Raw genomic sequence first — 20,899 nt, forward strand, 5'->3', positions numbered from 1 at the left:
CCACCGTGTCAGCGTGCCTCTCTCGGACGCCCTGTCGGCGTGGAGCCGACATCGCTGATCGAGTAGCCCGTGAAGCGGGCGTATCGAGATCCACACTGCCGGCGTGGAGTCGACTTTGCTGATCGAGTAGCCCGTGAAGCGGGCGTATCGAGATCCACCACCCTCAGAACAGTGGCCTGCAGACCCGCCCCGCTGAGGAAGCCAGGTCTCGATCCGTCCCCGTGGGGCTGCTCGACCTGCATGAAGGGAGCTCTGCCTCTCCAGATTCCCCATAGCGGACGCGCGCCGCCGGCCGAGTCCCGTTACGGGTCCGCTCGCGGCCCAGTGGCGGTGCGAGTGGACCCGGAGCAGCCTCCGGGGGCCCCTCCGAGCCCGTTTCGCGTCCGTTCGCGCGTGTCCGCACTCCGAGTGGTCTGCAGAGGCCCGGGCCCGCCCTGCGGGCTCACTCGCCCCACGCGAAAGGGCCGGGTGCCGGAGGTCGAAACCTCCCGCACCCGGCCCTCGGAGCCGTGCAGTCCGCCTAGCGGGCGAAGTACCCGCGGTAGTACTCGTACACCCAGCCGGCGATGGCGACCAGGAAGAGGCCGACGGCGATGTAGGTGATCCAGAAGCCGACCGCGAGGCCGAGGAAGGCCAGTGCGGCGGAGCCGCCCAGGATCAGCGGCCACCAGCTCCACGGGCTGAAGAAGCCCAGCTCGGGGTCGCCGTCGTCGATGTCGGCGTCGAGGCGGTCCTCGGGCAGCTCAGCGCCCTGGGCCTTGTGCACCCGGCCGACGTAGAAGGCGATGAAGCCGCCCAGCACCGACGAGAGCGCGATGCCCACGGTGCCGACCCACTCGACCTGGCCGGTGTCGATCAGCGACCAGAGGATGTAGGTGACGTCCGCGAGGAGGAAGAACCCGGCGAGCAGCCAGAACAGATTGACGTTGGCGCGCATGGCCCTACTTCACCGTGCCTTCGGACTTGTCGTACGTGGGGGCGTCCGGAGCGTCCTTCGCCGGACCGATGCCGACGGGGATGCCGGCCTCGGGGTGGTTGAGGTCGAAGGCCGGAGCCTCGCTGCGGATGCGCGGGATGGAGGTGAAGTTGTGCCGGGGCGGCGGGCAGGAGGTCGCCCACTCGAGCGAGCGCGAGAAGCCCCACGGGTCGTTCACCGTGACCTTCGGCGCCTTGCGGGCCGTGATGTACACGTTGAGGAAGAACGGGATGAGCGAGACCGCGAGGATCATCGCGCCGATCGTCGACAGCTGGTTCATCCAGGTGAAGCCGTCCTCGGGCAGGTAGCTCGCGTAGCGGCGGGGCATGCCCACGACTCCGAGCCAGTGCTGGATGAGGAAGGTGGTGTGGAAGCCGATGAACAGCAGCCAGAAGTGCCACTTGCCCAGGGTCTCGTTCAACATCTTGCCGGTCCACTTGGGCCACCAGAAGTAGAAGCCCGAGAACATCGCGAACACGACGGTGCCGAACACCACGTAGTGGAAGTGCGCGACGACGAAGTACGAGTCGGACACGTGGAAGTCCAGCGGCGGCGACGCGAGGATGACGCCGGTGAGGCCACCGAAGGTGAAGGTGATCAAGAAGCCGATCGCCCAGATCATCGGGGTCTCGAACGTCACCGATCCGCGCCACATGGTGCCGATCCAGTTGAAGATCTTCACGCCGGTCGGGACCGCGATGAGCATCGTCATCAGCGAGAAGAACGGCAGCAGGACCGAGCCGGTGACGTACATGTGGTGCGCCCACACGGTCACGGACAGGGCGGCGATCGCGATGGTCGCGTAGATCAGCGTCTTGTAGCCGAAGATCGGCTTGCGGCTGAAGACCGGGAAGACCTCGGAGACGATGCCGAAGAACGGCAGCGCGATGATGTACACCTCGGGGTGGCCGAAGAACCAGAACAGGTGCTGCCAGAGCAGCACGCCGCCGTTGGCCGCGTCGTAGATGTGCGCATCGAACACGCGGTCGGCACCGAGGGCGAACATCGCGGCGGCGAGGACCGGGAAGGCCAGCAGCACGAGGATCGACGTCACCAGGATGTTCCAGGTGAAGATCGGCATGCGGAACATCGTCATACCGGGCGCGCGCATCGTGATGATCGTGGTGATGAAGTTCACCGCACCGAGGATCGTGCCGAAGCCGGACAGCGCCAGGCCGAAGACCCAGAGATTGCCGCCGAGCCCTGGCGAGAACGTCGTGCTCGAGAGTGGCGCGTAGGCGAACCAGCCGAAGGACGCGGCGCCCTGCGGGGTGATGAAGCCGGCGACCGCGATCAGCGAGCCGAAGCTGTAGAGCCAGTAGGCGAACGCGTTGAGTCGCGGGAACGCGACGTCCGGAGCGCCGATCTGCAGCGGCATGAGGACGTTGGCGAAGCCCGCGAAGAGCGGCGTCGCGAACATCAGCAGCATGATCGTGCCGTGCATGGTGAAGAGCTGGTTGTACTGCTCGCGGGTCTCGACCACGGCGAGGCCGGGCTCGAAGAGCTGGGCGCGGATGACTAGGGCCATCACGCCCGCGATGCAGAAGTAGATGAACGAGGTGATCAGGTACATGTACCCGATGACCTTGTGATCGGTGGACGTCATCCAGCGAACGAGGACGTTCGCCTTGCGCTCGACCGGCGGTGTGCCGAATGAGCGGGACGGGGCGGGTGCTGTGGCGGTGCTCATGCTCCCTCTACTCCTCGTTCTCGGTGCGGGCCGGCGCGCCGGTGCCGGGCAGGTTGCTGTTGCGGTCGTACTCGGCGCCGAGCTGGCCGGTCTGGCCCGCGTCGCGCAGCGACTGGATGTAGTCGTCGTACTCGCCCTGCGAGACGACCTTCACGTTGAAGAGCATCGCGGAGTGGTACTCGCCGCAGAGCTCGGCGCACTTGCCGGCATAGGTCCCCTCCTTGAGCGGCGTGACGTACATGTAGTTCGTCTTGCCGGGGATCATGTCCTTCTTGTAGAGGAAGTCGACGACCCAGAAGGAGTGGATGACGTCGCGGGCGTCGAGCTGGATCTTGATCTTCTGGTTCACCGGCAGGTAGAGCGTCGGGACCTCGGACTCGACCAGCGAGCCGGCGCCGTCGGCGCTGTCCTCGTACTGGCCCTGGATGCCCGCGGAGTAGACGTCCTCGTCGACGTAGTTGAAGTCCCACGCCCACTGCTTGCCGTACACCTGGATGGTCTCGTCCGGGTCGTCGTAGGCCTGCTCGATGGCGGCCTGGTCGCGCGCGGTGAAGGCGAAGAAGCCGATCACGAGGATCAGCGGCACGATCGTGTAGAAGATCTCGATCGGCATGTTGTAGCGCAGCTGCACCGGGAGGCCGGTCTGGCCTTTCCGGCGGCGGTAGACGACGACCGCCCAGATCGTCAGACCCCAGGTGATGACACCCACGGCGAGCAGGACGATCCAGGAGGTGACCCAGAGTCCGATGACCCGGTCGACGTGGTTCGTCGTGCCGGGTTCAGTGGGGAGCCAGCCCTGCAGCTGCTCCTGCGTGCAGCCCGCGAGGACGAGGGCGAGAGCTCCTGCGACGGGTACTGCGACCCATCGGCGGAGACGGCGATTGAAGCGCACCGGTGACCTTTCGGAAGACTGGGGACCAGTTCACACGAAACTGTATTAGACCGGCCCTAGCCTACCCGCCGTCGTCGGCAGGGAGTGCACCGGCGCCCGCTCTTGACCTCTCGCCGAAGTGGTGCTGCAACGGCGAACGGCGCCCGGCCGCCCGCCGGAGCGGGGAGTCGGGCGCCGTTCGAGCGGGCCGTGCGGCGTGTCGCCGCGGTCGATCAGTGGAAGCTGTCGCCGCAGGCGCAGCTGCCGCCGGCGTTGGGGTTGTCGATGGTGAAGCCCTGCTTCTGGATGGTGTCCTCGAAGTCGATCGAGGCGCCGTCGAGGTAGGGGACGCTCATCTTGTCGACGACCAGGCCCACGCCCTCGAACTCGACCGCCGCGTCGCCGTCGAGCGTGCGCTCGTCGAAGTAGAGCTGGTAGATCAGGCCGGAGCAGCCGCCGGGCTGGACGGCGACGCGCAGGCGCAGGTCGTCGCGGCCCTCCTGCTCGAGGAGGCTCTTCACCTTCGCGGCGGCGACGGGGGTCATCGAGACGCCGTGCGCCGCGGTGGTGGTGCTGGCGGTCAGTGTCGTGTCGGACATGTCACTCCTCGGTGGGATCGGTCGGAACGGAGCCGAGCGGGAACAGAGCTGGCGGGATCGGACGGCGTGCTGCCGACGATTCTACGGTGGCAACCCGGGCGCGGGCCGGGCTATTCCGAATCGCTCAGGCCCGGTGCTCGGCGGCGCGCAGCAGGAACAGCGCCTCCGTCTGCGCCGCGCGCTGGAAGACGCCGAGGTGGAGGGACTCGTTCGGGCTGTGCGCGCGCGAGTCCGGGTCCTCGACGCCGGTGACCAGGATCTGCGCGTCCGGGAACTCGCGCACGAGGTCGGCGATGAAGGGGATGCTGCCGCCGACGCTGGTCTCCAGCGGCGCGCGGCCCCAGGCGTCGGCCATCGCCTGCTCGACCAGGCCGACGGCCCAGCCCGAGGTGTCGACCAGGAAGGGCTCCCCCGTGTCGACGTCGGCGATCTCGAGGTGAGCGCCGAACGGGGCGTGCGCCCGCAGGTGCCGCTCGAGGGCGGTGAAGCCCTCCTGCGCCTCCTGCCCGGGAGCGATGCGGGCGCTGATCTTGACCCGCACGGAGGGGCTCAGGGTGTTGGAGGCGTCCACCACGCTGGGCGCGTCGATGCCCGTGACCGTGATCGACGGCTTCGACCAGATCCGGGAGAGGAGCGGTCCGGAGCCGATCGGCGAGACGCCGTCGAGCAGGCCGGAGTCGCGGCGCAGGTCCTCCTCGGTGGTCTCCGGGACGGCACCGTCGTGCTCGGTGAGCCCGGCGACCGCGACCGAGCCGTTCTCGTTCCAGAGCGTGTCGAGGAGGCGGATCGTCGCGAGCATCGCGTCGGGCACCGCGCCGCCGAGCATGCCCGAGTGCGAGGCGTGGTCGAGGGTGCGGACGGTGAGGGTCAGCGTGACGTTGCCGCGCAGGCCCACGGTGAGCGAGGGGGTGTCGATGTCCCAGTTGTCGCTGTCGGCGACGACGATCACGTCGGCCCGCAGCGCGTCGTGGTGCTCGCGGAGGAAGGTCGGGAACGAGCGGGAGCCGAACTCCTCCTCGCCCTCGATGAAGAGCACGAGGCCGAGGTCGTGGTCGTCGCCCGCCACCCGGCGCAGGGCACGGACCGCGGCGAGGTGCGAGACCACGCCCGCCTTGTCGTCCGCGGCACCGCGGCCGTAGAGACGGTCGCCGCGCACGGTCGGCTCGAACGGCGGCGTCTCCCACGCCTCCTCCGCCCCCTGCGGCTGGACGTCGTGGTGGGCGTAGAGCAGGACGGTCGGTGCGCCGTTGCGGGCGGCCCGCGTCGCGAGGACGGCGGGCTGACCGAGGAGGTCGGAGTCGCCGATGGTGGAGCTGCGGATCGAGACCTCGTCGAAGACACCCGTCTCCCGGGCGAGCTCGGCGATCGCCTCGGCGCTGGCGGCGACGCGGGTGGCGTCGAAGCCGTCCCACGAGACGGAGGGGATCCGGACGAGCCGGCCCAGCTCGCCGAGCGAGCGGGGCAGGTCGTCGCGCACGGCGGCGAGCACCTCCTCCTCGGCGGCGGACAGGGTGGAGGACGGAGTCGGAGCGTCGTGAGCCATGGAGGTAATCTTAAGAGACCCTCGATTCCAAGGACGTTCCCCTGTGGCCAAGCACCCGATCGCACCCGACACCCCCGACGACGCCGACGTGACGGCCATCGGGAAGGGCCGGCCGACCCCGACGCGCCGCGAGCAGGAGCTCGCCCGCAAGCGTCCGCTGGTCGTCACCGACCGCAAGCAGGCCGCGCGGGACGCCCGCGTGAAGACCGCGGAGCTGCGCGAGCAGGCCCGCGTCGGCATGGCCGCCGGCGACCAGCGCTACCTGCCGGTGCGCGACAAGGGCCCGCAGCGCAAGTACGTCCGCGACTACGTCGACGCGCGCTTCAGCTTCGGCGAGTTCCTCATCCCGGTGATGGTCGTCGTGCTGCTGATCAGCTTCTTCCCGCAGCCCGAGCTGGCTTCGCTCACCCTGATCATCCTGTGGGCGTTCTTCCTGCTCGCCGTCCTCGACTGCATCCTGCTGGGCCGCCGGCTGAAGAAGAAGCTCGCCGAGCGCTTCGGCGGCGCGGACAAGGTCGAGAAGGGCATCCCGTGGTACGCCGCGATGCGCGCCCTGCAGCTGCGCGTGATGCGCCTGCCCAAGCCTCAGGTCAAGCGCGGAGCGTTCCCGGCCTGACCCGGCGGCACGAACCGGGCCGGCAGAGGCCGGACCCAGCGGCGCCGGACTACGCGGCGCGCAGCCTGGCGAGCCCGCGGTTGATCTGACGGCCCCAGAGCGGGCCGCGGAAGACGAACGCCGAGTAGCCCTGCACCAGCGTCGCGCCGGCGTCGAGCCGCTCCTGCACGTCCTCCGCGGTGTCCACTCCCCCGACGGAGATCACGCAGAACTCCGCGGGGACGACACCGCGGATGACCCGCAGCACCTCGAGCGCGCGCGCGGCGAGCGGAGCGCCGGAGAGCCCGCCCGCTCCCGCGCGCTCGACGACGGCGCGGTCGGTGCGCAGTCCCTCGCGGGACAGGGTGGTGTTCGTGGCGATGACGCCGGCGAGGCCGAGGCGCACCGCGAGCTCGGCGACGCGGACGACCTCCTCGTCCGAGAGGTCCGGCGCGATCTTGACCAGCAGCGGCGTCGTGTCCGCCGCCTCGGCGACCGCGGCGAGCAGCGGCTCGAGCTTGTCGATCTCCTGCAGGCCGCGCAGGCCCGGGGTGTTCGGCGAGCTGACGTTGACGACCAGGTAGTCGGCGAGCGGCGCGAGCATCCGGGCGCTGACCAGGTAGTCCTCGACCGCGTCGTCGACGTCGACCACCCGGCTCTTGCCGATGTTGACGCCGATCACGGGGCGGCCCCGGGCACTGCGCAGGCGGGCGAGGCGACCGGCCGCCGCGCGGGCGCCGTGGTTGTTGAAGCCCATCCGGTTGATCAGCGCGCGGTCGGCGATCAGCCGGAAGAGCCGCGGGCGGTCGTTGCCGGGCTGGGCGCGGGCGGTCAGCGTGCCCACCTCGACGTGGCCGAAGCCGAGCGCGCCGAGACCGAGCACGGCGGTCGCGTCCTTGTCGAAGCCGGCGGCCACGCCGAACGGCGTCCGGAAGCGCAGGCCGAGCGCCTCGACCGAGAGATCGGCGCGCGGCACGGTGAGCCGGCGGACGAGCGGGGCGACCGGGCCGAGCGCCTGGATCACCGGGAAGGCGAGGTGGTGGGCCCGCTCGGGATCGAGGCGCTTGAGCACGGTGGAGAACAGCAGCGGGTACACGGCGGCCCTCACAGCTCGTCGGCGGTGTGCAGGGCGGCGGGGCGCTCGGCGCGCAGCAGGGCGATCGCCGACTCGAAGTCGTCGAGGGAGTCGAACGCCTGGTAGACGCTCGCGAAGCGCAGGTAGGCGACCTCGTCCAGCTCGCGGAGGGGGACGAGGATGGCGAGCCCGATGTCGTTCGCGTCGATCTGCGAGGCGCCGGTGGAGCGGAGGTTCTCCTCGACCCGCTGGGCGAGCACGGCGAGGTCGGTGTCGGTCACCGGGCGGCCCTGGCAGGCCTTCCGGACGCCGCTCACAATCTTCTCGCGGCTGAACGGCTCCACGACTCCACTGCGCTTGATCACGACGAGGCTCGCGGTCTCGGTGGTGGAGAAGCGGCGGCCGCAGGACGGGCACTGGCGGCGGCGGCGGATGGAGAGGCCGTCGTCGCTGGTGCGCGAGTCGATCACGCGGGAGTCGGGGTGCCGGCAGAAGGGGCAGAACATCTCGGGTGCCTCTCGAGGTCAGGCGAAGCGGGCGTCGACGGCGTCGCCGTGCGCGGGGAGCGCCTCGGCGTCGCTCAGCGCGCGGATGTGCGGGGCGACCCGCTGCAGGGCGGCGCGGTCGTAGGAGACGAGCTGCTGCGGGCGGAGGAAGGTGTGCGCGCCGAGACCGGAGGAGAAGCGCGCCTGCCCGAGGGTCGGCAGCACGTGGTTGGAACCGGCCAGGTAGTCGCCGAGGCTCACCGGGGTGGTCGGGCCGAGGAAGACGGCACCGGCGTCGTGGATCCGCTCGGCGGTGGCCTCGGGGTCGACGGTGTGCAGCTCGAGGTGCTCGGGGCCGTAGGCGTCGCTGAACGCGCAGGCGATCTCGAGGTCGTCGACGATCACGAGGGCCGACTGCGGGCCGGAGAGGGCGATGCCGACGCGCTCGGAGTGCTGGGTGCGCGCGGCCTGCTCGACGATCTCGCGGCCGACGGCCTCGGCGAGGGCCGGATCGTCGGTGACGAGGAGGGCGGAGGCGGCCTCGTCGTGCTCGGCCTGGCTGACCAGGTCGGCGGCGATCAGGCGCGGGTCGGCGCTGGAGTCGGCGATGACGAGGATCTCGGTGGGTCCGGCCTCGGAGTCGATGCCGACCTGGCCGAGCACCTGGCGCTTGGCGGTGGTGACCCAGACGTTGCCGGGGCCTGTGATGATGCTGACCGGGTCGAGGCCGAGGGAGTCGACGCCGTAGGCGAGGGCGGCGACCGCTCCCGCGCCGCCCATGGCGTAGACCTCGTCGACGCCGAGGAGCCCGGCGGCGGCGAGGATCGTCGGGTGCACGGAGCCGCCGAACGCCTTCTGCGGCGGCGAGGCGAGCGCGACGGAGCCGACGCCGGCGACCTGGGCGGGCACGGCGTTCATGATCACGCTGGAGGGGTAGACGGCCTTGCCGCCGGGGACGTAGAGGCCGGCGCGGCCGACGGGCTGCCAGCGCTGGGTGACGGTGGCGCCGTCGTCGAGCACCGTGGTGCGCGCCGGGGGGATCTGCGCCGCGCTGGCCTTGCGGACGCGGGTGATCGCCTCCTCGAGGGCCGCGCGGATCGCGGGATCGAGGTCGCGGACCGCCGCGGCGATGTCCTCGGCGGGCACGCGCAGGCGCGGCGGGCGGACGCCGTCGAGGCGCTCCGCCTGCTCGAGCAGCGCCTCGGCGCCGCGCGCGCGGACGTCGGCGATCAGCTCGGCGACGACGGGCCCGACGGCGGCGGAGGTGCCCGGATTGCGCGGAACGAGGGCGAGGAGCTCGGCGGCGGACGGACGCCGCCCCCGCAGATCGAGAGTCTGAATCATGGCCGCCCCAGCCTACCGGCCGCGCTCGCGCCGCTCCCCCGCGGGCGCCACCCGCGCCGCCGACGCCAGGTCTCGATACGCCGCTGCGAGGCTACTCGACCAGCATGGGCAGCGCACGACTCGAGGCGAATCGGCGATCCGCGTGCCAGCGGATCGCCGCAGCCGAACGCAGGACGCTCTACTCGACGCAATCACCCGCACGAGCCGACCGCGGCGAGCCGGGCAGGGACCGGCTCGCACGACGGCTCAGTACAGACAGTTCGGCCCGAGGAGGCTCTTCAGCTCGCCGAAGAGGTCCGGCGTGATCCGGACCGGGAACGGGACCTCGAAGACGCGGGCGGTGTCGCCCTTGATCAGCTTGAGGCGGACCTCGGTGCGGCCGGAGTGGCGGATGAGCACGTCGCTGAGCTGCGAGACGGTGTCGGTGGTCGCGCGCGACTCCGGCATCGAGACGGTCAGCGGCCCGGAGTCGCCGTCCTGGCTCATCTCGGGGGCGAAGAGGCTGAACGCGTGCAGGTTCATGCCGTCGTCGCGCATGCTGACGCGGCCGCGGACGACGACGATGGAGTCGTTCGTCAGCGCCGGAGCGAACTCCTGGTACGCCTTGCCCATGAACATGCAGGTGATCTCGCCGCCGAAGTCCTCGACCTGGATCATCCCGTACTGGTTGCCGGAGGCCTTCGCCATCCGGTGCTGCACGCTCGTGACGAGTCCGGCGACGACCACCGTCTCGCCGTCGCCGATCGACTCCGAGACCAGGAGGTCGGCGATCGTCGTGCTGTAGTGCTTGGCCAGCTCCGTCTCGAGCCCGGCGAGCGGGTGGTCGGAGACGTAGAGGCCGAGCATGTCGCGCTCGAAGGCGAGCTTGTCCCGCTTGGCCCACTCCGGCCGGGTCGGCACCTGGATCGCGGCCTGCGGCTCGTCCCAGAGGCTGTCGAAGTCGAAGCCGACCTGGCCGTTGGCCTCGTTGCGCTTCTCGCCGACGGCCGCCTCGACCGCGTCCTCGTGCACCTCGACGAGCGCGCGCCGGGTCGAGCCGAGCGAGTCGAACGCGCCCGCCTTGATCAGCGACTCGATGGTGCGCTTGTTCGCGACCGGGAGCGGCACCTTGCGCAGGAAGTCGTGGAACGACTCGAAGCGCCCCTTCTCCTCCCGGGCGACCCGGATGCCCTCGACGACGTTGGTCCCGACGTTGCGGACGGCGCCGAGGCCGAAGCGGATGTCGGGCCCGACGGCGGTGAAGAAGCCGATCGACTCGTTGACGTCCGGCGGCAGCACCTTGATGCCCATCCGCCGGCACTCGTTGAGATAGGCGGCCATCTTGTCCTTGGAGTCGCCGACGCTGGTGAGCAGCGCCGCCATGTACTCCGCGGGGTAGTGCGCCTTGAGGTAGGCGGTCCAGTAGGAGATGACGCCGTACGCGGCCGAGTGCGCCTTGTTGAACGCGTAGTCGGAGAAGGGCAGCAGGATGTCCCAGAGGGTCTTCACCGCGGCCATCGAGTAGCCGTTGTCGGCCATGCCGCCGGAGAAGCCCTCGAACTGCTTGTCCAGCTCGGACTTCTTCTTCTTGCCCATCGCGCGGCGGAGCAGGTCGGCCTGCGCCAGGGTGAAGCCCGCGAGCTTCTGCGCGATCGACATCACCTGCTCCTGGTAGACGATCAGCCCGTAGGTGCCGCCGAGCACCTCCGCGAGCGGCTCCTCGAGCTCCGGGTGGATCGGCGTGATCTCCTGCACGCCGTTCTTCCGCAGCGCGTAGTTGGTGTGCGAGTCGGCGCCCATCGGGCCCGGCCGGTAGAGCGCGAGGACCGCCGAGATGTCCTCGAAGTTGTCGGGCTTCATCAGGCGCAGAAGGCCGCGCATCGGCCCGCCGTCGAGCTGGAAGACGCCGAGCGTGTCGCCGCGTGCCAGCAGCTCGTAGGCGGCCGGGTCGTCGAGCGCGAGGTCCTCGAGGACGAGGTCCTGACCGCGGTTGGCGCGGATGTTGTCGAGCGCGTCGTCGATGATCGTGAGGTTCCGCAGCCCCAGGAAGTCCATCTTGATCAGGCCGAGCGACTCGCAGGCGGGATAGTCGAACTGCGTGACGATCTGGCCGTCCTGCTCCCGCTTCATGATCGGGATGATGTCCTTGAGCGGGTCGCTCGACATGATCACGCCGGCCGCGTGCACGCCCCACTGCCGCTTGAGGTTCTCCAGGCCGAGGGCCGTCTCGAAGACGAGCTTCGCCTGCGGGTCCTCGGCGATGACGTTGCGGACGTCGAGCGCCTCCTTGTAGCGCGGGTGCTCCGGGTCGTTGATCCCGGTGAGCGGGATGTCCTTGCCCATGATCGCGGGCGGCATCGCCTTGGTGAGCTTCTCGCCCATCCCGAACGGGAAGCCGAGCACGCGCGAGGCGTCCTTGAGCGCCTGCTTCGCCTTGATCGTGCCGTAGGTGACGATCTGCGCGACGCGCTCGTCGCCGTACTTGTCGGTGACGTAGCGGATGACCTCGCCGCGGCGACGGTCGTCGAAGTCGACGTCGAAGTCGGGCATCGAGACGCGGTCGGGGTTGAGGAAGCGCTCGAAGATCAGGCCGTGCTTCAGCGGGTCGAGGTCGGTGATCTTCATCGCGTAGGCGGCCATCGAGCCCGCTCCGGAGCCGCGGCCCGGGCCGACGCGGATGCCGTTGCGCTTGGACCAGTTGATGAAGTCGGCGACGACGAGGAAGTAGCCCGGGAAGCCCATCTGCAGGATGACGCGGGTCTCGTAGTCGGCGCGGTCCCGCACCTCCTGCGAGATGCCGTCCGGATAGCGCTCGTTCAGCCCGGCCTCGACCTCCTTGACGAACCAGGTGTCCTCGGTCTCCCCCTCGGGGACGGGGAAGCGCGGCATGTAGTTCGCGGAGGTGTCGAACTGCACGTCGCAGCGCTCGGCGATCAGCAGGGTGTTGTCGCAGGCCTCGGGGTGGTCGCGGAAGACCTGCCGCATCTCGCGCGGGGACTTGAGGTAGAACTCGTCCGCGTCGAACTTGAAGCGCTTGGGGTCGTCGAGCGTGGTGCCCGACTGCACGCAGAGCAGCGCCGCGTGCGAGGTGGCGTCGTGCGCGTGGGTGTAGTGCAGGTCGTTCGTCGCCACCAGCGGCAGATCGAGGTCCTTCGCCAGCCGGATCACATCGCCGATGACGCGGCGCTCGATCTCGAGGCCGTGGTCCATGATCTCGGCGAAGTAGTTCTCCTTGCCGAAGATGTCGCGGTAGTCGGCGGCCGCCTGCCGCGCCTCCTTGTACTGCCCGAGGCGCAGGCGCGTCTGCACCTCGCCGCTCGGGCAGCCGGTGGTCGCGATGAGACCCTCGGAGTGCTCGGCGAGGATCTCGCGGTCCATCCGCGGCTTGAAGTAGTAGCCCTCGATCGAGGCGCGCGAGGACAGCCGGAAGAGGTTGTGCATGCCGGTCGTCGTCGAGCTCAGCAGCGTCATGTGCGTGTAGGCGCCCGAGCCGGAGACGTCGTCGCCGCCGCCGTCGCCCCAGCGGATCCGGGTCTTGTCCGAGCGGTGCGTGCCGGGCGTGATGTACGCCTCGGTGCCGATGATCGGCTTGATGCCCGCCGCCGTCGCGGTGCGCCAGAAGTCGAAGGCGCCGAACACGTTGCCGTGGTCGGTGACGGCGATCGCCGGCATGCCCTCCTCCACCGCCGCGTCGATCAGCGGCTTGACCCGGGCGGCACCGTCGAGCATCGAGTACTCGCTGTGCACGTGCAGGTGGACGAAGGAATCGTTACTCGGCAAAGGATGCGCCTCCGACGGACTGCGGGCAGGGAGACCGAAAGTCTACCCGCGTCACTCCCCGCGGAGGACGTCCAGCGCGTGTGCGAGGTCGTCCGGGTAGGTCGCCTCGAACTGCACCCACTCCCCCGTGCCCGGGTGGGTGAAGGCCAGCCGCACGGCGTCGAGCCACTGCCGGGTGAGGCCCAGGCGCTTCGAGAGCGTGGGGTCGGCCCCGTACATCGCGTCGCCCACGCAGGGGTGGCGCTGGGCCGCCATGTGCACGCGGATCTGGTGCGTCCGGCCGGTCTCGAGCCGGATCTCGAGGAGCGAGGCGAAGGGGAACGCCTCGATCGTCTCGTAGTGCGTGACCGAGGGCTTGCCGTCGGCGCGGATCGCGAACTTCCAGTCCGAGGAGGGGTGGCGTCCGAGCGGCGCGTCGATCGTGCCGGTCAGCGGATCGGGGTGCCCCTGGACGACGGCGTGGTAGATCTTCTCGACCAGCCGGTCGTGGAAGGCGCGCTTGAGATGCGTGTACGCGCGCTCGGACTTCGCGACCACCATCAGGCCGCTCGTGCCGGCGTCGAGCCGGTGCACGATGCCCGCCCGCTCGGCGGCGCCGGAGGTCGAGATCGTGAAGCCGGCCGCGGCGAGGGCGCCGAGCACGGTCGGGCCCTCCCAGCCGACGGCCGGGTGCGCCGCGACCCCGACGGGCTTGTCGATCACCACGATGTCGTCGTCGTCGTGGACGATGCCGAGGTCGGGAACCGCGATCGGGACGATGCGCGGCTCCTCGCGGGGACTCCACTCGACGCTCAGCCAGGCGCCCGCGACGACGCGGTCGCTCTTGTCGAGGACCCGGCCGTCGGCGGTGACGCCGCCGGCATCGATGACCTCGGCGGCGAAGGTGCGCGAGAAGCCGAGGAGCTTGCCGACGGCCGCGTCGGCGCGCAGGCCGGCGAGTCCGTCGGGGACGGGCAGCGCGCGGGACTGCACCATCAGGCGCCGCCGCGCGGCTCGGAGTCGGTCGCCGCGGTGCTGTCGGCGTCCGCAGCGTCCTCCGCGGCGGCCTGCTCGGCCTTGCGCGAGGAGCGCGTGCCGTCGAGGTTCACGCCGCGCAGGCTGAGGATCACGAAGAGCCCCATCGCCGTGCAGATCGCGATGTCGGCGACGTTGTAGATCGCCGGCAGCAGCCACGGCGTGTAGAGGAAGTCGACCACGTGGCCGAGACCGAACGACGGCTCGCGGAAGAGGCGGTCGAACAGGTTGCCGAGCGTGCCGCCGAGCAGCAGCCCGAAGAACAGCGCCCACGCCGTCGAGCGGATGCGCCGGGAGAACCAGATCACGGCGACGACCACGCACGCGGCGATGATCGAGAAGATCCAGGTGGAGCCGCTCGCGAGCGAGAACGCGGCTCCGGGGTTCTTCACGTAGTGCAGGATCAGCACGTCGCCGAGGACGTGCACGTCCTCACCGAGCGTGAGCCCGGTGCTGACGAGGTGCTTCGCGGTCTGGTCGATCGCGAACACCGCGAGCGCAACGAGGCCGAGGGTGACGAGCACCCTCGGCCTGACGTTCGCTGCGGTGGTGCTACGCCCCAAAGCCGGGGAACGAGGACGACTCGGCCGACACCGGCTGGGTGTCGAGGTCGCGGAGCTGGCCCTCGATGTAGCTCTTCAGCTTCTGGCGGTACTCGCGCTCGAAGGTGCGGAGCTCGTCGATGCGGTGCTCCACCGTCGCGCGCTCCTCCTCGAGCTTCGCGACCTGGGCACGCTGCTTGGCCTCGGCCTCGGCGACGATGCGCGCGGCGGTGGCCCGGCCCTCGGCGACGAGAGCGTCGCGCTTGTCGGCACCTTCGCGGACGTGCTCCTCGTGGAGACGGCGCGCGAGCTGCAGGAGTCCGCTGGAGCTCTCGGCCTCGTCGACCGGAGCCGACTGCGAGGCGGCGGGAGCGGCCTGGGCGGGAGCCGGGGTGGGCTCCGGCTCGGGCTCGGGCTCCGGCTCGGGAGCCGGGCTCTCGTCGACCACGGGAGCGGGGGCCGGCGTGGACACGACGGGGGCGTCCGTCGGCCGCGAGTCACCGGAGGAGAGGCGCTGGCGCAGCTCCTCGTTCTCCTGGTTCAGGCGGCGGAGCTCCACGACGACCTCGTCGAGGAAGTCGTCGACCTCGTCCTGGTCGTATCCCTCGCGGAACTTCGTCGGCTGGAACCGCTTGTTGACAACATCTTCGGGAGTGAGCGCCATGGCTTTCCACCTTCGATTTCAAGTAGGTACACGTTCAAGAACGTTCGGCTGGAGCTAGCAACGACTAAAGCTAGCAACTGGGAGCGCGCGGCGCAGTGCGGGCACAGCGGAGCACGTCCGATCGACGCCAACGATACAGGGGACGCGGGCGACCCGTGCACCGCCGGGCATCAGACGCGCTGGAGCCAGGTGGCGATGTACATGCCCACGATGACGCAGAGCATGGTGAGGCTCCAGCCGAAGTCGAGGGCGATCGGGCCGATCGAGACCGGCTTGATCACGCGGCGGAAGAAGGAGATCGGCGGATCCGTGACCGTGTAGACGGTCTCGGCCGCCACGAGTCCCACGCCGCGGGGGCGCCATTCGCGGCGGATCACCCGGACGAGATCCAGGACGAACCGCGCCCACATGGCGAAGAAGTACAGCAGGAGCGCGAAGTAGAGGACGCTCGCGAAGAGCGAGATGACGGAGCTCACCGAACGACAGGGCTCCCGGGATCAGGACTTCGCGAAGAACGACGCGTCGGCGTCGCTCTCGGCGGAGGCCGAATCGCCCGCGACCGTGATGTGCGACGGGGAGAGGAGGAACACCTTGCTGGTGACGCGCTCGATGCGGCCGTAGAGGCCCTGCGAGAGGCCGCTGGCGAAGTCGATCAGGCGGCGAGCGTCGGCGTCGCTCATCTGCGAGAGGTTGATGATGACGGGGATGCCGTCGCGGAAGTTCTCCGCGATCACCTGAGCGTCGCGGTACTGCTTGGGGTGGACGGTGAGGATCTCGTTCATCTCAGCGTGTGCCGTCGCCTTCGGGGTCTGGGGGGTGGGCTTGCGGAGCGGGGTGACCGTCGCGCGGGGCTGCTGCGGGGTCGGCTCGACCGGCGGGACCGGCTGGACCGGGGAGACCGGGGCGCGGTGCGCTGTCGCGGGGGCCGCCTCGACGGTCTCGGCACGCTCGTACTCGACCTCTTCGTCGGCGAGTCCGAGGTACACCATCGTCTTCTTCAGCGGGTTGGCCATCAGTGTCCTCCGTGTTGTCGTCTCACCCACAGCTGGGTCACGACGAGGCTACGGGCGGGCGGGCCGATTGCCGGTGATTGCCGACCCGATTCGCAGGTGTGTCGCACCCTCGGCGATCGCCTCGGCGAAGTCGTTCGACATGCCGGCGGAGATGTCGGTCGCTCCGGGATCGATCGACCGCACGCGCTCCGAGATCGCGCGCAGCCGCGCAAAGGCCGGGCGGGGCTCCTCGCCCAGCGGAGCGACGGCCATCACGCCGCGCAGAGTCAGCCCCGGGGCGGCCGCGAGTGCCTCCGCGAGCGGCTCGACCTCGTCGGGGGCCGCTCCCCCGCGGTCGGGGTCGTCGGTGAGGTTGACCTGCAGGAAGACGTCGAGGGGCGCCTGCCCGGGCTCGGGCGGGCCGGCGTCGAGGAGCGGCACCAGGGCGAGCCGGTCGACCGAGTGGATCGAGCTCGCGTAGCGCTTCACCTGCCGCGCCTTCTTGCTCTGCAGCTGGCCGATGTAGTGCCAGCGCGCGGGCGTGCCGGCGAGCTCGGCCGCCTTCTCCTGCGCCTCCTGGTGGCGGTTCTCGCCGAAGTCGGCGACGCCGAGCTCGAGGAGGTCACGCAGGAGGGAGACGGGGTGGTACTTGGTGACCACGATCGTGGTCAGCTCCGACGGGTCGCGACCGGCCGAGCGGGCGGCGTCGGCGACCTGCTCGGTCACCGAGGCCCAGCGCTCGGCCAGCTCGCGATCCACCACGGCGGCGACTACTTGAGGAAGTCGGGGATGTCGAGGTCGCTCTCGTCGTCGTCGAACGACGGGTCGGCGACGGGAGCCGGCGCGGCGACGGGGGTGCTCGACCAGATCGACCCGGCCGACGGCGCGGCGACCGGGGCCGGGGCGGGCTCGGACGACGCCTCCGCGGGCAGGCTCTGCTGCGGGCGCGGTGCCGCGACGGCCGCGGGACCGGTCGCGCCGGGCTCACCGCCGTCGAAGCCCGCCGCGATCACGGTGACGCGCACCTCGTCGCCGAGGGTGTCGTCGATCACGGCGCCGAAGATGATGTTCGCCTCGGGGTGCACGGCCTCCTGGACCAGGCGCGCCGCGTCGTTGATCTCGAAGATGCCGAGGTTCGATCCGCCCTGGATGGAGAGCAGCACGCCGTGCGCGCCGTCGATGCTCGCCTCGAGCAGCGGCGATGCCACGGCCAGCTCGGCCGCCTTGATCGCCCTGTCCGCGCCGCGCGACGAGCCGATGCCCATCAGCGCGGAGCCGGCGCCCTGCATGACCGACTTGACGTCGGCGAAGTCGAGGTTGATCAGGCCCGGGGTGGTGATCAGGTCGGTGATGCCCTGGACACCGGCGAGCAGCACCTGGTCGGCCGTGGCGAAGGCCTCGAGCATCGAGATGCCGCGGTCGCTGATCTCGAGCAGGCGGTCGTTCGGGACGACGATGAGGGTGTCGACCTCGTTCTTCAGGGTCGCGACACCCGCCTCGGCCTGGGTCTGGCGGCGGCGGCCCTCGAAGCCGAAGGGCTTCGTGACGACACCGATGGTGAGCGCGCCGATCGACTTCGCGATGCGCGCCACGACGGGCGCGCCGCCGGTGCCGGTGCCGCCCCCCTCGCCCGCGGTGACGAAGACCATGTCGGCGCCCGCGAGCACCTCCTCGATCTCCTCCGCGTGGTCCTCGGCGGCGCGGCGGCCGACCTCGGGGTCGGCGCCGGCGCCGAGTCCACGGGTCAGCTCGCGGCCGACGTCGAGCTTGACGTCCGCGTCGCTGAGCAGCAGCGCCTGCGCGTCGGTGTTGATCGCGATGAACTCGACGCCGCGGAGGCCGAGCTCGATCATGCGGTTGACGGCGTTGACGCCGCCACCGCCGATGCCGACGACCTTGATCACGGCGAGGTAGTTCTGGTTTGAAGTCACGTGTCCGGCCTCCGGGCTGAACCTTAAACCTGTAGTTGAGGCTTAAAGTTATGCTGAGTATGCATTTGGGGTGTGGGCTCGACGGTAGGCGGAGTGCGCGCCGCGCTGCGACAGACACGCCCGCAATCGGAAAAGAGCCGTGCGGATCCGTCCGGGCGCGCCGCTCACCGCCGGGCGACGACGGCGGCCTCGGGCGAGGAGACGTCGTAGGAGGCGACCGCCGCGGGGTCCGTCGCCGCCATCAGCTTCTCCAGGACGACGGCCTTGAGCGCGGAGTCGTCCGACCCGCCCCAGAAGACGACGGCGCCGTCCGCGAGGGTCAGGGAGACGTCGTCCCCCGTGGTCGCGGCCGCCGAGGCGACCTGGCTCTCGAGCGACTCCGGCAGGGTGAGCAGCACCCGTGCGGTCGCGCGGAACGCCGCTCCCGAGGCGGAGCCGGTCGGCGTGCTGAGCAGCGGGTAGCCCTCCTGCGCGGCGGGCGCCGTCTCGATCACCACGCCCGCCGGGTCGACGAGGTCGAACTCGGCGCCGTCGGCGATCACGCCGACCGGGGTCCGCTCGACGACGCTGACGATCAGCGTGCTCGGCGGTCGCGTCTGCACGGAGTAGCTGCGCACCAGCGGGTAGCTGCCGAGCACCCGCCCGACGGCGGCGCGGTCCACCAGCGTGAGCGGCACCCCGACCTGGTCGGCGAGCGAATCCTGGATGTCCTGGGCGCTGACGCGCTGGGTGCCGGTGATCTCGATCGTCTTCACGGCCATCAGCGGCGAGTAGGCCGCTGCAGCGACGACCAGGGCGAGGAGGACGAGCGAGCCGGCCGTGACCAGGGCGATGGTGCGGCGGCGACGCGCGCGCTTGGTGAAGCGGCGGACCTCGCCGCGCTCGAAGCGCCGGCGCTCCCGAGCCGCCTTCGCGAGGGCGCGGCCCTCCGAGCCGTGCAGTGGGAGACCCCGGAGCCGGGACAGCGGCGTCCTCCGCGGCTCGGCCGCCGTCTCGGGCGGAGCCTCCTCCGAATCGGCCGTGGTGGGCTCCGCCTTCGCGGGTACCGCCTTCTCGGGCTTCGCCTCCGCGAACGCGGGCTCAGCGGCTGCGGCCTTCGCGGGTGCGGCCTTTACGGGAGTGGTCTTCGCGGGAGCGGCCTTCGCGGCCTTCACCGATCTCCCGGCCTCCGCCGCCTTCTCCGCCTTCAGCCGCTCGGCCTGCAGCTTCCCCGCCGCACTCCGGGGAGCGGACGGCACCCGCAGCGACGCCGGCGTCGTCAGCCGGATCGGCTCGGTGGGGTGCTCGTCGTCGCCGGACGGGCGCGGCTCCGCCGGCGCAGGGCTCGCCGGACGAGCGGACGCTGAGCGCACTCCGCTCGGCGGCCGCACGCCGTCCGGCCGCTTCATCGCGCGACCGGCGCGACCTCGCTCGCGCCGAGCGACTCGAGCAGCTGCGGGATGATCCGGTAGACGTCGCCGCAGCCGAGGGTGATCACGAAGTCGCCCTCGCGCGCGATCTCCGCGGTGCGGCGGGACGCCTCCTGCCAGTCGGCGAGGAACGAGACGTGCGAGGGGTCGGCGAACTTCTCGCTGACCAGCGCGCCGGTGACGCCGGGCTCGGGGTCCTCGCGCGCGCCGTAGACGTCGAGGACGATCGTCTCGTCGGCGTAGGTCTCCAGCGCCTCGGCGAACTCGCGGGCGAAGAGCCGGGTGCGGCTGTAGAGGTGCGGCTGGTGCACGGCGATGATCCGGCCGGAGCCGACGACTGTCCTCGCGGCCGAGAGGGCGGCGGCGACCTCGGTGGGGTGGTGCGCGTAGTCGTCGTAGACGCTCACGCCGCGCACGGCGCCGTGCAGCTCGAAGCGGCGCTCCGTGCCGCCGAACTCGGAGATCGCCGCCAGGGCGGGCGCCGGTTCGAAGCCGAGGCCGATGAGCACGGCGAAGGCGCCCGCCGCGTTGATCGCGTTGTGGCGACCCGGGATGCGCAGTCGCGTCGTGTAGCGGCGGCCCTCGTACTCGACGGTGAAGCCGACCGGGCCGACCAGCTCGAGGTCGACGACACGGACGTCCGAGCCCTCCGCCTCGCCGAAGGTCAGGACCTTCGGTCCGTCGATCCGGCGGGTGACGCTGACGGCGCCGGCGTCGTCGGAGGAGATGACCACCAGCTCCCGCGCGCTCGAGGTGAAGGTGACGAACGCCTCCTCGAACGCCTCGAGCGAGCCGTAGTGATCGAGGTGGTCGGGGTCGACGTTGGTGACGAGCGACACCGCGGTGTCGTAGAGCAGGAAGCTGCCGTCCGACTCGTCTGCCTCGACGACGAAGACCTCGCCGGAGCCGGCCGCGGAGGAGGTGCCGAGGCCCTCGATGATCCCGCCGTTGACGAAGCTGGGGTCGGCGTCGAGACCGAGCAGGCCGGTGACGATCATGCCGGTCGAGGTGGTCTTCCCGTGTGCGCCGGCGACGGCGACCAGGCGCTTGCCGCGGACGAGCCAGGCGAGCGCCTGCGAGCGATGCAGGACGGGCAGGCCGCGCTCCTTCGCCAGCAGGTACTCGGGGTTGTCCGGCCAGAGGGCCGAGGTGACGACGACGGCCTCGGCGTCGCCGAGGTGCGCCGCGTCGTGCCCGATGGCGACCGGGATGCCGAGCTCGCGGAGCTGCTCGATCGGGTGCGACTCGCGCACGTCGGAGCCGGTGACGCGGTGACCGGCGCGGTGGAACAGCCGCGCGATCCCGCTCATCCCCGAGCCGCCGATGCCGATGAAGTGGACCGAGCCGAGCTCGTCGGGGACGGTGATGCCGAGGTCGGGCTTGATCACGGGGCTCTCGCTTTCGGGTGGT

The 20,899-nt window shown here is 70.8% G+C and carries 19 protein-coding genes; 1 reads left to right on the top strand and 18 read right to left on the bottom strand.

Annotated features, from left to right (window positions below):
- Positions 1-520: 520 nt before the first annotated feature.
- The 5 genes from EDF22_RS10240 to EDF22_RS10260 form a co-directional block, all read right to left on the bottom strand.
- Positions 521-937: a cytochrome c oxidase subunit 4 gene (locus EDF22_RS10240; protein WP_123446154.1), complete on the bottom strand. Its 417-nt coding sequence runs from the start codon at positions 935-937 to the stop codon at positions 521-523.
- A gap of 4 nt (positions 938-941) precedes the next feature.
- Entirely contained in the window at positions 942-2,666 is a 1,725-nt protein-coding gene (gene ctaD / locus EDF22_RS10245) for a cytochrome c oxidase subunit I (RefSeq protein WP_123446153.1), read from the bottom strand.
- Between the two features lie 7 nt (positions 2,667-2,673).
- Positions 2,674-3,558 (bottom strand): cytochrome c oxidase subunit II, encoded by an 885-nt coding sequence (gene coxB / locus EDF22_RS10250; protein ID WP_123446152.1) that lies wholly within the window; start codon positions 3,556-3,558, stop codon positions 2,674-2,676.
- A gap of 212 nt (positions 3,559-3,770) precedes the next feature.
- Positions 3,771-4,136: an iron-sulfur cluster insertion protein ErpA gene (erpA, locus tag EDF22_RS10255; protein WP_123446151.1), complete on the bottom strand. Its 366-nt coding sequence runs from the start codon at positions 4,134-4,136 to the stop codon at positions 3,771-3,773.
- A gap of 124 nt (positions 4,137-4,260) precedes the next feature.
- Positions 4,261-5,679 (bottom strand): dipeptidase, encoded by a 1,419-nt coding sequence (locus tag EDF22_RS10260; protein WP_123704512.1) that lies wholly within the window; start codon positions 5,677-5,679, stop codon positions 4,261-4,263.
- 43 nt (positions 5,680-5,722) lie between these two features.
- Between EDF22_RS10260 and EDF22_RS10265 the strand changes: the two genes are divergently transcribed.
- Positions 5,723-6,295, top strand: a complete 573-nt coding sequence (locus EDF22_RS10265) for a DUF3043 domain-containing protein (protein ID WP_243587142.1) — start codon at positions 5,723-5,725, stop codon at positions 6,293-6,295.
- 49 nt (positions 6,296-6,344) lie between these two features.
- Here EDF22_RS10265 and EDF22_RS10270 read toward each other — a convergent pair whose 3' ends face one another.
- From EDF22_RS10270 to murC, 13 genes are all read right to left on the bottom strand, one after another.
- Positions 6,345-7,370 carry a quinone-dependent dihydroorotate dehydrogenase gene (locus EDF22_RS10270; protein WP_123704514.1) on the bottom strand — a complete coding sequence of 342 codons (1,026 nt, stop codon included), beginning with the start codon at positions 7,368-7,370 and terminating at the stop codon, positions 6,345-6,347.
- A gap of 8 nt (positions 7,371-7,378) precedes the next feature.
- Positions 7,379-7,855 (bottom strand): transcriptional regulator NrdR, encoded by a 477-nt coding sequence (gene nrdR, locus EDF22_RS10275; RefSeq protein ID WP_123446147.1) that lies wholly within the window; start codon positions 7,853-7,855, stop codon positions 7,379-7,381.
- Positions 7,856-7,873: 18 nt separating this feature from the next.
- Positions 7,874-9,178: a histidinol dehydrogenase gene (gene hisD, locus EDF22_RS10280; protein WP_123704515.1), complete on the bottom strand. Its 1,305-nt coding sequence runs from the start codon at positions 9,176-9,178 to the stop codon at positions 7,874-7,876.
- Between the two features lie 246 nt (positions 9,179-9,424).
- Positions 9,425-12,886, bottom strand: coding sequence for a DNA polymerase III subunit alpha (gene dnaE, locus EDF22_RS10285; RefSeq protein WP_244250573.1), 3,462 nt, complete (start codon positions 12,884-12,886; stop codon positions 9,425-9,427).
- A 102-nt stretch (positions 12,887-12,988) separates the two neighbouring features.
- Positions 12,989-13,909, bottom strand: a complete 921-nt coding sequence (locus tag EDF22_RS10290; RefSeq protein WP_123704889.1) for an RluA family pseudouridine synthase — start codon at positions 13,907-13,909, stop codon at positions 12,989-12,991.
- Between the two features lie 2 nt (positions 13,910-13,911).
- Positions 13,912-14,475, bottom strand: a complete 564-nt coding sequence (gene lspA / locus EDF22_RS10295; RefSeq protein WP_123704519.1) for a signal peptidase II — start codon at positions 14,473-14,475, stop codon at positions 13,912-13,914.
- A gap of 28 nt (positions 14,476-14,503) precedes the next feature.
- Positions 14,504-15,157 carry a DivIVA domain-containing protein gene (locus EDF22_RS10300; RefSeq protein WP_123704521.1) on the bottom strand — a complete coding sequence of 218 codons (654 nt, stop codon included), beginning with the start codon at positions 15,155-15,157 and terminating at the stop codon, positions 14,504-14,506.
- Between the two features lie 170 nt (positions 15,158-15,327).
- Entirely contained in the window at positions 15,328-15,633 is a 306-nt protein-coding gene (locus tag EDF22_RS10305; RefSeq protein ID WP_260300677.1) for a YggT family protein, read from the bottom strand.
- 21 nt (positions 15,634-15,654) lie between these two features.
- Positions 15,655-16,170 (bottom strand): cell division protein SepF, encoded by a 516-nt coding sequence (locus tag EDF22_RS10310; protein ID WP_123446142.1) that lies wholly within the window; start codon positions 16,168-16,170, stop codon positions 15,655-15,657.
- A 48-nt stretch (positions 16,171-16,218) separates the two neighbouring features.
- Positions 16,219-16,911 (bottom strand): YggS family pyridoxal phosphate-dependent enzyme, encoded by a 693-nt coding sequence (locus EDF22_RS10315; RefSeq protein ID WP_260303375.1) that lies wholly within the window; start codon positions 16,909-16,911, stop codon positions 16,219-16,221.
- 8 nt (positions 16,912-16,919) lie between these two features.
- Complete coding sequence (gene ftsZ / locus EDF22_RS10320) at positions 16,920-18,080, bottom strand: cell division protein FtsZ (protein WP_123704523.1); 1,161 nt, start codon at positions 18,078-18,080, stop codon at positions 16,920-16,922.
- A gap of 164 nt (positions 18,081-18,244) precedes the next feature.
- Positions 18,245-19,468 carry an FtsQ-type POTRA domain-containing protein gene (locus EDF22_RS20500; protein WP_148059173.1) on the bottom strand — a complete coding sequence of 408 codons (1,224 nt, stop codon included), beginning with the start codon at positions 19,466-19,468 and terminating at the stop codon, positions 18,245-18,247.
- Positions 19,465-20,877, bottom strand: coding sequence for a UDP-N-acetylmuramate--L-alanine ligase (gene murC / locus EDF22_RS10335; RefSeq protein WP_123704529.1), 1,413 nt, complete (start codon positions 20,875-20,877; stop codon positions 19,465-19,467). Before murC ends, EDF22_RS20500 begins: the two co-directional genes overlap by 4 nt.
- Positions 20,878-20,899 lie beyond the last annotated feature (22 nt).

Source organism: Rathayibacter sp. PhB127 (assembly GCF_003751665.1).
Lineage (GTDB): Bacteria > Actinomycetota > Actinomycetes > Actinomycetales > Microbacteriaceae > Rathayibacter > Rathayibacter festucae.